This is a genomic window from Providencia sp. PROV003, assembly GCF_045040775.1.
Lineage (GTDB): Bacteria > Pseudomonadota > Gammaproteobacteria > Enterobacterales > Enterobacteriaceae > Providencia > Providencia huashanensis.
On record NZ_CP096369.1, the window covers coordinates 1,953,967 to 1,966,055 of the forward strand.

Below are 12,089 nucleotides of genomic sequence, written 5' to 3' on the forward strand. Positions count from 1 at the left end.
CCTTTTGTCGTTAATGTTGATTAATCAAAATATTGGTTTTCTTGGTGCTCAATAGCTTTTTCTATCCGTAACAGTGCTTGTCGGCAACGGTATAAACGGCCTGCCAATACGGCAAGTTCTTTTTGGCATTGGTGCTGTAAACGATGATCCGTTAGTTGGCTTAGGTGAAGTTCTTTTTCACTGACCATTGACTGCAAACGGCGTTCGTAGTCTTGATGTTGTGATAAACGTTCATATAAATCAATCTGCTCTTTCTTCTTGGTAAATGTTGATTCTTTCTCTCGCAAGGGTTGTGTCGAAATCTCACGAGAAATTGCCTGTATCTGGTGAACGATTTTTTCTGTGAGGAAATTGACCTGCTCTGCATGGTTTAGCGTGACACTATGGCAAAGCTGTAGATAAAGCGCTTTTAACTCGTTTTGGCAATCACCAAGGCGCGTCGACTTACGATTAAATAATTGCACATCAAAGCGGGAATGCGAAAACTCAAGGTCCTTTATTGGGCTCACTCGCGTCTCTAATTCATCAATCTGCTTTTTTAACGCATCTAAAAGAGCGGGGATTTTCATTTTTTATTCTCATTAAATGTGAAAAATAGCGTAATATTGATATTCAGCAACAAAAGCAACTGCAAATAGTCGGCTTCTTGTTGCATTTTTATGGTACTTTACATAAATTCTACACTTTCGTGTTTACTATATTGGCTTTTATTATGACCGCTAAAGAGCAACAACTGCAATTGATTAAAGAAAGTATCGCATCTATTCAAGATTATCCAATCGAAGGTGTGATTTTTCGTGATATCACGACTTTGTTAAACACCCCAGCAGCATACCAAGCAACCATTGATATGTTAGTTGAGCATTACCAAAATAAAGGGGTTACTAAAATTGTAGGGACTGAAGCACGTGGTTTTCTATTCGGTGCACCTGTCGCATTACGTTTAGGTGTTGGTTTTGTTCCTGTACGTAAAAAAGGGAAACTACCGCGTGAAGTATTAAGTATGACTTATGACCTTGAATACGGTACCGATACCCTTGAAATCCACAAAGACAGCATTACCCCAAATGATAATGTATTGGTTGTTGATGACCTATTAGCAACTGGTGGCACTGTCGAAGCAACAGTTAAAATGATCAAGCAGCTCGGTGCTAATGTGGTTGAAGCCGCATTTATCATTAGCTTACCTGACCTTGGTGGTGTGGAGCGGCTACAAAAAGAAGGCGTATCTTCTTACAGCTTAGTTGAATTCCCTGGGCACTAATCTTTATTTTCCCTCTATTTTTATCACAACCTCGCCGTAAGGGTTGAGGCTGTGGTAGCATGTACTAAGATTATATTTATTCACGTATCATGTTAAATTACTGTGGGAACCATGAGCTATCAGGTACTTGCCCGTAAGTGGCGACCTCAAAAATTTTCAGACGTTGTTGGCCAACAACACGTCTTGACTGCACTTGCTAATGGGCTGGAGCACCAGCGGCTTCATCACGCCTATCTTTTCTCGGGCACACGAGGCGTAGGGAAAACGACGATTGCTCGCCTTTTTGCCAAAGGTCTTAATTGCGAAAAAGGGATCACGGCATCCCCTTGTGGTCAATGTGTCAACTGCTTGGAAATTGAACAGGGCAGGTTTGTCGACCTAATTGAGATTGACGCAGCTTCACGAACTAAAGTGGAAGATACCCGCGAATTACTCGATAACGTCCAATACGCACCAGCACGCGGTCGCTTCAAAGTCTACTTGATTGATGAAGTCCACATGCTGTCACGTCATAGCTTTAATGCCTTGTTGAAAACCCTTGAAGAGCCGCCAGAACACGTAAAATTTCTTTTGGCGACGACTGACCCACAAAAACTTCCCGTGACTATTTTGTCACGTTGCTTGCAGTTCCATCTAAAAGCGTTAGATGTCACTCAAATTAGCGAACAACTTGAATTAATTCTTAATGCTGAAAATATTGAACATGACCTGCGTGCTCGCCAGCTGATAGCGAGAGCCGCTGATGGTAGTTTACGTGATGCATTAAGTTTAACAGACCAAGCCATCGCGATGGGGCAAGGCAAGGTAACTGCTGACATAGTGAGTCAAATGCTTGGCACACTGGATGATGAGCAACCATTAGCTATCATTGAGGCATTAGTCCGTGCTGATAGCATCGCCGTGATGAGCCAAGTGGAGCAAGCGGCTAGCCGAGGTGCGGACTGGGAGAATTTACTGGTTGAAATTTTAACCCAGTTACACCGCATCGCGATGATCCAACTTCTTCCTGCGGAGCAAGAAACAGACCCATCTTCGATAGACGGGCGCTTGCGGCAAGTTGCAAGGGTTATTTCTCCAGCAGATTTACAGCTTTTCTACCAAACCTTGTTGGTAGGAAGAAAAGAATTGCCCTATGCACCTGAGCGGCGTATGGGGGTAGAAATGGCCTTATTGCGAGCACTGGCATTTCACCCTAAAAGTGTAATCGAAGAAATTGAAGCGCCTCCTCGGGTAATCACACAAACGGTAACACAGAGTGCACCTCAAAGGGGAGCGCCGCCACAAACTCGTGCAGAGAATTTGCCAGAAAATAGCCCAACCTTGCAGTTATTAAAAGCTAGGCAGACCCTGCAATCACCCCAAAGCGAGGACCCTGGCCTAAAAAAGGCTAAACCGGCGACGTCTGAAAAGGCTAAGCCGGCGGTATCAGCACTAGAAAGGCTGGCCGCCGTGACCAGCAAACACCAACAAAATGTGGAAAACAAAGCTTCACAAGGGGTGAAAGCTCAGAAACCAAAGCCGTATCAGTGGAAAGCTCAGAACAAAGAAACAATGGCTCAAAAAGATGCCGTTACGACGCCAAGTGAGATCAAAGAAGCGTTAGAATATGAGAAAACCCCTGAATTAGCAGTAAAAATTATTGAAGAAGGGCGGGAGCGAGACAGCTGGTCCGGGACAATAGCAAAATTAAATATTCCTAAGCTGGTTGAACAATTAGCTTTGAATTCATATATAGAAGAATTAAGTGAGTCGCAAATTGTTTTACATTTGCGTTCATCTCAGAAGCACCTCGATAAGCCCCAAGCGCATAAAGCGCTAGAGGAAGCTCTGAGCGAGCAGTATGGTCGTTCTGTTGAACTGAAAATCGTTCATGATGATAATAGTGATGTGAAAACACCACTAGAATGGCGACAGGCGATTTATGAAGAGAAACTGGCGCAAGCTCGTCAGTCAATTATTGCGGATAAGACGATTCAAAAACTTCGCTCTATGTTTGATGCGCAGTTGGATGAAGAAAGTATTCGCCCCGTTTAACGCTACAGTATATTGGTTAATCTGTAGCCTCAGTTGTGAGAGAAAACTATGTTTGGTAAAGGTGGATTGGGTAACCTGATGAAACAGGCCCAGCAAATGCAAGATAAAATGCAAAAAGTTCAGGAAGAAATCGCTCAACTTGAAGCTACAGGCGAGTCTGGTGCTGGCTTAGTGAAAGTGACAATTAATGGTTCGCATAATTGCCGCCGTGTTGAGATCGACCCTAGCTTGTTAGAAGATGACAAAGAAATGTTAGAAGACTTGATTGCAGCGGCATTTAACGATGCGGCTCGACGCATTGAAGAGACACAAAAAGAGAAAATGGCGAGCGTTTCTAGTGGTATGCAATTACCACCAGGCTTTAAGATGCCATTCTAATGCAAACAAGTCCGCTTCTTGAATCATTAATGGAAGCGTTGCGCTGTCTTCCCGGCGTTGGGCCAAAGTCAGCGCAGCGTATGGCTTTCCATCTTCTACAGCGTGACCGGAGCGGTGGGATGCGTTTAGCGCAATCTCTCACAAGTGCAATGTCTGAAATTGGTCATTGCCGTGATTGCAGAACGTTTACCGAACAAGAGGTTTGTAATATTTGTGCGAATCCGCGTCGTCAGCAAAATGGTTTAGTTTGTGTTGTCGAAAGCCCAGCAGATATCTATGCCATTGAACAAACTGGGCAATTTTCAGGGCGCTATTTTGTTCTTATGGGGCATTTATCGCCATTGGACGGTATTGGTCCGATAGATATTGGCCTTGATAGGTTAGAAGAACGCTTAGCGGTAGAGACGATCACAGAAGTGATTTTAGCGACAAACCCGACGGTAGAAGGTGAAGCAACAGCAAACTATATTGGGGAAATGTGCGCACAATATGGGGTGGCAGCGAGCCGAATTGCTCATGGGGTGCCTGTGGGTGGGGAATTAGAGTTAGTCGATAGTACGACGCTGTCTCATTCGCTCTCCGGCCGCTCTCGATTGTAATATCCTCGTCATATTTCAAGCTGTAGGGGTGTTGGCTGCACTCGGCGACTCGGGTCACATACTGATGTATGCTCCCCGAGATCTCCTCATTTGCCGCCTACCTACAACTTGAACTATTTAGAGGATAGTATTGATTTCGTTTTTCTAAAATCACCCTACAGAATTCAGTTACTAATTTGAGTCGTGGGGGTTGCACTCGGCGACTCGAGTCACATACTGATGTATGCTCCCCCGAGATCTCCTCATTTGCCGCCTACCTACAACTTGAACTATTTAGAGGGTAGTATTGATTTCGTTTTTCTAAAATCACCCTACAGAATTCAGTTACTAATTTGAGTCGTGGGGGCTACACTCGGCGACTCGGGTCACATACTGATGTATGCTCCCCGAGATCTCCTCATTTGCCGCCTACCTACAACTTGAACTATTTAGAGGATAGTATTGATTTCGTTTTTCTAAAATCACCCTACAGAATTCAGTTACTAATTTGAGTCGTGGGGGCTACACTCGGCGACTCGGGTCACATACTGATGTATGCTCCCCGAGATCTCCTCATTTGCCGCCTACCTACAACTTGAACTATTTAGAGGGTAGTATTGATTTCGTTTTTCTAAAATCACCCTACAGAATTCAGTTACTAATTTGAGTCGTGGGGGCTACACTCGGCGACTCGGGTCACATACTGGTGTATGCTCCCCGAGATCTCCTCATTTGCCGCCTACCTACAACTTGAACTATTTAGAGGGTAGTATTGATTTCGTTTTTCTAAAATCACCCTACAGAATTCAGTTACTAATTTGAGTCGTGGGGGCTACACTCGGTGACTTGGGTCACATACTGGTGTATGTTCCTAGGGATTAACGTATTTGACGCCTAGCTACAGCACAAATTATTTAGAGTATATGATTGGAGATGAGTAGAATTATTCCTTTCATTAACTATCTTTAAAATGATTGCGGTTGTTATTATTTCCTTTCTAATCATTGGTTTTGGTTTTTTCTTCAGTAAATTTTTTTGTCTTTATCGCTTGAATTTTTGTTTTTCGCCCCCAACTAATCTGCATCGATAAGTCAAACCTATCCAATTAGATTGATGAAATAGAGGCGATTAATGAGTATGAAAGGACAGGAAACGCGTGGTTTCCAATCAGAAGTTAAGCAACTCCTCCAATTAATGATCCACTCTCTTTATTCGAATAAAGAGATTTTCTTACGCGAATTGATCTCCAACGCATCAGATGCGGCGGATAAACTGCGTTTTCGTGCGTTATCTAAACCAGAACTGTATGAGAATGATGGTGAATTGCGTGTACGTATTAGCGCAGATAAAGACCAAGGTACATTAACGATTAGTGATAACGGTATTGGTATGAGCCGTGAAGAAGTTATTGATAACTTGGGGACTATCGCAAAATCAGGTACGAAAGCATTTTTAGAATCTTTAGGTACTGATCAGGCAAAAGATAGCCAAATGATTGGTCAATTTGGTGTTGGTTTCTATTCAGCTTTTATTGTCGCAGATAAAGTCACAGTACGTAGCCGTGCAGCAGGAGCCCCTGCGGGTGAAGGTGTTTTTTGGGAATCTGCGGGTGAAGGTGAGTATACTATTGCCGATATTGAAAAAGCGGAACGCGGTACAGAAATTACGTTGCATTTACGTGACGATGAAAAAGAATTCCTTGATAACTGGCGTCTACGCTCAGTAATTAGTAAATATTCAGACCATATTGCTTTACCTGTTGAAATTGAAGATAAAAATGAAGAAGACGGTACGGTAACGTGGGAAAAGATTAACCAAGCTAAAGCACTATGGACACGTAGTAAGTCTGAGATCTCTGATGAAGAGTATGTTGAATTCTATAAACATATTTCCCACGACTATGCTGACCCTTTGACTTGGACGCACAACCGTGTTGAAGGTAAACAAGAGTATACCAGTTTACTGTATGTTCCTTCTCAAGCACCATTCGACTTATGGAATCGTGACCAACAGCATGGCCTGAAATTATACGTTCAACGCGTATTTATTATGGATGACGCTGAACAGTTTATGCCAAATTACCTACGGTTTATTCGTGGTGTATTAGATTCCAATGATTTGCCATTGAACGTTTCTCGTGAAATATTGCAAGATAGCGCATTAACACGCAGTTTACGTAGTGCATTGACTAAACGTGTTCTACAAATGCTTGAAAAATTGGCGAAAACAGATGCGGAAAAATATCAAACTTTCTGGCAACAATTTGGTTTAGTGATGAAAGAGGGCCCTGCGGAAGATATGGCAAATGGTGAAACCATTGCTAAACTTCTGCGTTTCGCGACCACTCAAACAGATAGCAGCGTGCAAAATGTTTCTTTAGAAGACTACGTTAGCCGTATGGTGGAAGGGCAGGATAAAATTTACTATATCACCGCAGATAGCTATGCGGCGGCAAAAGGTAGCCCACACCTCGAGTTATTCCGTAAAAAAGGTATTGAGGTATTGTTGTTATCCGACCGTATTGACGAATGGATGATGAACTATTTGTCTGAGTTTGATGGCAAACAATTCCAATCAGTCAGTAAAGCTGATGAGTCATTAGATAAACTTGCGGATGAAAACAAAGCTGAACAAGAAGAAGCGGATAAACAATTAGCACCATTTGTTGAGCGTGTAAAATCATTCTTGGGTGAAAGGGTTAAAGACGTCAAACTGACGCATCGTTTAACCGATACTCCAGCGATTGTCACCACAAATGCTGATGAAATGAGCACTCAGATGGCGAAATTATTCGCTGCGGCTGGTCAAGCTGCGCCAGAAGTGAAATACAACTTCGAATTAAACCCAGCACACCCATTGGTGAAAAAAGCGTCTGAAGTGTCAGATGAGTCTGTATTTGCTGATTGGGTTGATGTGTTATTGGATCAAGCATTATTGGCCGAGCGTGGTACATTGGAAGATCCAAATTTATTTATACGAAAAATCAACGAATTGCTTTTAAAATAAGTTAATTTTGTACTTTCGTTTTTGAACATAAACCACGCTTTTGCTTGTGCTTTAGCGTGGTTTTTTTCTTTTGCGAAAAAAGATAAATGCGAAAACGTTTACGTGTGTTCTTGAGTAAAGCGCCATGCTAATGGTATGGTAGCTTGTTTTCTTTTCAAATTATAAAAATCTAAATAGCAAGGGGTTTACGCAATGCGTATCATTCTGCTTGGCGCTCCAGGCGCTGGTAAGGGCACTCAAGCTCAATTTATTATGGAAAAGTTTGGGATCCCTCAAATTTCAACAGGTGACATGCTACGTGCAGCTGTTAAGTCAGGGAGCGAACTTGGTTTGCAAGCTAAAGAATTAATGGATAACGGTAAATTAGTGACTGACGAATTGGTTATCGCATTAGTTAAAGAGCGTATCAAACAAGATGATTGCCGTAATGGGTTCTTGTTAGATGGGTTCCCTCGCACAATTCCGCAAGCGGATGCCATGAAAGAAGCGGGTATTACCGTTGATAACGTCCTTGAATTTGATGTACCAGACGAAATCATCGTTGAGCGCATCATTGGCCGTCGTGTACATGCACCATCTGGTCGTGTTTACCACATCAACTTTAATCCACCGAAAGTGGAAGGTAAAGACGATGTAACCGGTGAAGAATTAACGATACGTAAAGATGACCAAGAAGATACCGTACGTAAACGTTTAGTTGAGTACCATGCATTAACGGCTCCTTTAATTGCTTATTATCAAAATGAAGCAAAACAAGGTAATACGAAGTACTTCAAATTGGATGGTACACGTAAAGTTTCTGAAGTTAGTGAAGAATTAGCAAAAATTTTAGGTTAATATTGGCACTCCTTATGCTTCTTATTACTGTATAACAGTAACTTGCATTATTAAGGGTGTAAGCCAAGTATAAGGCAGCGAGATCGCTGCCTTTATTGTTATACCACTTGGTGATAAAAATAGTTATTTAACTATGTTAATGTTGGGAATGATTATCAATTAGGAGTTGTTTCATGTCAGAAAAAAAATACGGCATTTTATTGGCTAACCTAGGAACACCTGATGCCCCAACAACCTCAGCAGTTAGACGCTATTTAGCAGAATTTCTTAGTGATACTCGCGTTATTGATGTACCTCGTCTAATTTGGAAACCTATTCTATATGGTGCAATTTTGCCTATTCGGTCGTCGAAAGTCGCGAAATTATATCAATCTATTTGGTTAGAAGACGGCTCCCCATTATTGGTTTACTCTTTACGCCAAAAGCAAAAATTAGCCGCTTTGTTGCCTAATATTCCAGTAGATATAGGGATGAGCTACGGTTCACCATCAATTAAAACTGCGATTGATAACCTGATGGAGCAAGGGGTTACTGATTTAGTGGTCTTACCTTTATATCCACAATATTCATGTACCACAACTGCTGCGGTTTATGATGCAGTTACAAGGGCATTTCAAGGTCGACGTACTATTCCGTCAGTTCAATTTATTCGGAGTTATGCCACTCATCCTGCGTACATTAAAGCACTGGTAACTTCTATTGAAGCTAGTTTTGCCAAGCACGGTGAACCAGATAGGCTGGTATTGTCTTTCCACGGCATTCCTAAGCGTTATTGTGATACAGGTGATATCTATCAGCAAGAATGTGAAAAAACCGCTCAGGCATTGCGTGAAGCCTTAAATTATCCAAGTGATAACGTGTTACTCACTTACCAGTCACGTTTTGGACGAGAGCCTTGGCTCATGCCCTACATGGATAAAACAATGCATGAATTACCCAGCCAAGGTGTAAAATCAGTTCAGGTTATTTGTCCTGGGTTTTCAGTTGATTGTTTGGAAACATTAGAAGAGATAAGCGAACAAAATAAAGAGTTCTTTATTAGCAGTGGTGGTCATAAATATAATTACATATCGGCTTTAAATGATAATCAAGATAGTATTAGCATGATTAATTTAATAATTGAAGATGCATTAAAGTAGTCAATGCATACAATTAATACAAAAAAGTTAGCTTATCGATATATCAAAAATTCGATTATAGACTATAATAACTTATCTGAAATTAAAAACGATTAAACAAATTTTATGTCTTTTGGAATTAATATGAGCAATGAGCAACCGCCACGAGGCAATAATATAGAGCAGAAATCAAATACTGCTCCTCAGTTTCATTTACAGCAGAATGATGAAATTGACCTCATGGCATTATTTTCGATTTTATTAAAGCATAAGCTCTTAATTATTATTTTTACTGCTTTCTGTATTGTGTTGAGCGCGGGGATTGTCAGCTTTTTACCCCAAAAATGGAGTAGTACAGCAATTGTTATTCCTCCTACATCTGAAAACATCCAAGAAGTAAACAAATTAAAAGCGCAATTAGACGCACTAGAAATCCCTATTGATTTAAGTGCTCAGCGCATTTTTAGCGTGTTTGTTGATCAGTTTCGTTCAAAAGTTAACCAGAGCGAATATGTAAAAAGTACACGGTATTTTCAGCAGTTAGCGCAAAATATCGAACCGAAAGATGATGTTGCTAGTCAACAACGGTTAGTGAATCAAATCATTACCAACGATATCCAAATTCAAGACCAATCGAAAGAAAAAAACAGTACCTCCAATGACATTGTTTTAAAGTTTACGGCGTCTTTACCTATCGAAGCACAAGACTTACTTGAGGGGTATATTCGCTATAGTGCATCAAAAGTGAGGCAGCAAATTAAAGTTGAGATAGATAACACTGTTTCTCAGCGGTTGATCTTTGCTAGCGAATCACTGAAACGCGAAGTCAGTAAAATCCAAACGGAATATGATGTTAAAGTTGAACGCTTAAAGCGAGCTGTTGACATCGCGAAAGCTGCTGGGATAGAAAAACCGATTGCGAGTGATTCTGTAACGATCAACGATGACCCTGACTACCCAATTGCGCTTGGTACAGAAGCCTTAGAAAAGAAATTACTCATTGAGACACAAAACCGTGATTTAGCTTTAATGAGCGAAACCTTGCAGAACCGTCAAATTTATATTGATGAACTTAATGCGTTAACGAGCAAGGAGTTAGACTTTGCACCCGTGATGTTTATTTTGACACCGGATTTCCCACTACAAAAAGATTCACCTAAATCATCGCTTATTGTGGCATTGAGCGCAGTTCTCGGCTTTATATTGAGCTGTTCATTTGTATTGAGTCGCCAGTTATATCGTGATTATAAACAGCAAAATGTGTAATTATTCAGCTAGATGATAGTAATCAAGCCAGCACTTTCTTTTGAGGTGCTGGCTTAGCTTTATCGTGTTAGAATAGGGAGATGTTCCATTTTTAATCTCCTAATTATGAAATTCCCCGGTCAGCGTAAGTCAAAACATTACTTCCCTGTTAGTCTCAGAGATCCGCTTTTACAGCCCCTAAAAGAAACGTTGGCTGATGAAGAAAACTGTAAATCCTATATTGTTGGTATCGACCAAACTTTGGTCGACATCGAAGCAAAAGTGGATGATGAGTTTATTCAACGCTATCAATTAAGCAAAGGGCACTCACTGGTTATAGAAGATGCTATTGCTGAGGCGTTATATAAAGAATTAACAGATAACGCATTGATTACACATGAATTTGCGGGTGGTACGATTGGTAATACATTGCATAATTATTCTGTCTTAGCGGATGATCGCTCTGTCCTGTTAGGCACAATGTGTAACAATATCCAAATTGGCAGTTATGCTTATCGTTATTTATGTCATACCTCTAGCCGTATGGATTTAAATTTCTTGCAAGGTGTTGATGGCCCTATTGGGCGTTGTTTCACGCTAATTACTGAAAATGGTGAGCGGACGTTTGCTATTAGCCCTGGCCATATGAACCGCTTACAGCCTAGTAGTATCCCTGAAGATATTATTGCAGGGGCTTCTGCATTAGTATTAACGGCCTATTTAGTACGTTGTAAGCCAGGTGAGACTATGCCTGAAGCGACGATGCAAGCCATTACATATGCGAAAAAACATAATGTGCCAGTGGTATTAACTTTGGGGACTAAATTCGTTATTGCTCAGGACCCACAGTTTTGGCGTGATTTTCTCGCCGAACATATTTCAGTAGTCGCGATGAACGAAGATGAAGCACAAGAACTAACCGGTTTAAGTGATCCTCTATTAGCCTCGAATATGGCTTTAGATTGGGTTGATTTAGTGCTTTGTACCGCTGGGCCGTCAGGGTTGTATATGGCTGGGTACACAGAAGAAAGCTATAAACGTACAACACAGCACCCATTGTTACCAGGGGCGATTGCAGAGTTTAATTTGTATGAGTTTAGTCGTGCAATGCGCCAGCAAGATTGCCAAGTACCATTACGGATTTTTTCTCATATTGAACCTTATATGGGGGGGCCGGAAAAAATAATGAATACGAATGGTGCAGGAGACGGCGCATTATCTGCATTACTCCATGATATCACAGCAAATTCTTATCACCGTTCAAACGTCCCAAACTCCAGTAAACATGAACGCCAATACTTAACATATTCATCTTTAGCTCAAGTGTGTAAGTATGCTAATCGTGTTAGTTATCAAGTGTTAACACAGCATTCACCACGGTTAACTCGCGGGTTACCTGAAAAAGAAGATAGTTTGGAAGAATCCTACTGGGATCGCTAAGTTAAAAATGATATTCAATATTTATATTATTGAAGTATGTTAAGTTAATTGACCCCAATATAAATATTGGGGTTTTTTATATCAATATATAACATCTATATATTAATTGATTAATATATTAATTAATTAGTAACAAATTATGAGATAAATTGTGAATAATGATGACAAGAAATAAATTATGGGGCATTA

10 protein-coding genes are annotated in these 12,089 nt (G+C 40.9%); 9 read left to right on the forward strand and 1 reads right to left on the reverse strand.

Going from position 1 to position 12,089, the window contains the following annotated elements; all coding sequences use genetic code 11:
* Positions 1 to 20: 20 nt before the first annotated feature.
* Positions 21 to 569, reverse strand: a complete 549-nt coding sequence (priC, locus tag M1F14_RS08850; RefSeq protein ID WP_042848158.1) for a primosomal replication protein PriC — start codon at positions 567 to 569, stop codon at positions 21 to 23.
* A 143-nt stretch (positions 570 to 712) separates the two neighbouring features.
* Between priC and apt the strand changes: the two genes are divergently transcribed.
* The 9 genes from apt to M1F14_RS08895 all read left to right on the forward strand — a co-directional run bounded on the left by apt (position 713) and on the right by M1F14_RS08895 (position 11,900).
* Positions 713 to 1,264, forward strand: coding sequence for an adenine phosphoribosyltransferase (apt, locus tag M1F14_RS08855; protein WP_042848155.1), 552 nt, complete (start codon positions 713 to 715; stop codon positions 1,262 to 1,264).
* A gap of 111 nt (positions 1,265 to 1,375) precedes the next feature.
* Positions 1,376 to 3,298, forward strand: coding sequence for a DNA polymerase III subunit gamma/tau (gene dnaX / locus M1F14_RS08860; protein WP_042848152.1), 1,923 nt, complete (start codon positions 1,376 to 1,378; stop codon positions 3,296 to 3,298).
* Between the two features lie 48 nt (positions 3,299 to 3,346).
* Complete coding sequence (locus M1F14_RS08865) at positions 3,347 to 3,676, forward strand: YbaB/EbfC family nucleoid-associated protein (protein WP_004260403.1); 330 nt, start codon at positions 3,347 to 3,349, stop codon at positions 3,674 to 3,676.
* Positions 3,676 to 4,275 carry a recombination mediator RecR gene (gene recR, locus M1F14_RS08870; protein WP_042848149.1) on the forward strand — a complete coding sequence of 200 codons (600 nt, stop codon included), beginning with the start codon at positions 3,676 to 3,678 and terminating at the stop codon, positions 4,273 to 4,275. Before M1F14_RS08865 ends, recR begins: the two co-directional genes overlap by 1 nt.
* Positions 4,276 to 5,391: 1,116 nt before the next feature.
* Entirely contained in the window at positions 5,392 to 7,260 is a 1,869-nt protein-coding gene (htpG, locus tag M1F14_RS08875) for a molecular chaperone HtpG (protein WP_071548871.1), read from the forward strand.
* A gap of 192 nt (positions 7,261 to 7,452) precedes the next feature.
* The gene (gene adk, locus M1F14_RS08880; protein WP_004913624.1) at positions 7,453 to 8,097 is read left to right on the forward strand and encodes an adenylate kinase; all 645 of its coding nucleotides are present in this window, start codon (positions 7,453 to 7,455) and stop codon (positions 8,095 to 8,097) included.
* A gap of 173 nt (positions 8,098 to 8,270) precedes the next feature.
* Positions 8,271 to 9,236, forward strand: a complete 966-nt coding sequence (gene hemH, locus M1F14_RS08885) for a ferrochelatase (protein ID WP_071548528.1) — start codon at positions 8,271 to 8,273, stop codon at positions 9,234 to 9,236.
* 123 nt (positions 9,237 to 9,359) lie between these two features.
* Complete coding sequence (gene wzz(fepE) / locus M1F14_RS08890; RefSeq protein ID WP_225832991.1) at positions 9,360 to 10,481, forward strand: LPS O-antigen length regulator Wzz(fepE); 1,122 nt, start codon at positions 9,360 to 9,362, stop codon at positions 10,479 to 10,481.
* Between the two features lie 105 nt (positions 10,482 to 10,586).
* Positions 10,587 to 11,900 carry an inosine/guanosine kinase gene (locus tag M1F14_RS08895; protein WP_048608064.1) on the forward strand — a complete coding sequence of 438 codons (1,314 nt, stop codon included), beginning with the start codon at positions 10,587 to 10,589 and terminating at the stop codon, positions 11,898 to 11,900.
* Positions 11,901 to 12,089 lie beyond the last annotated feature (189 nt).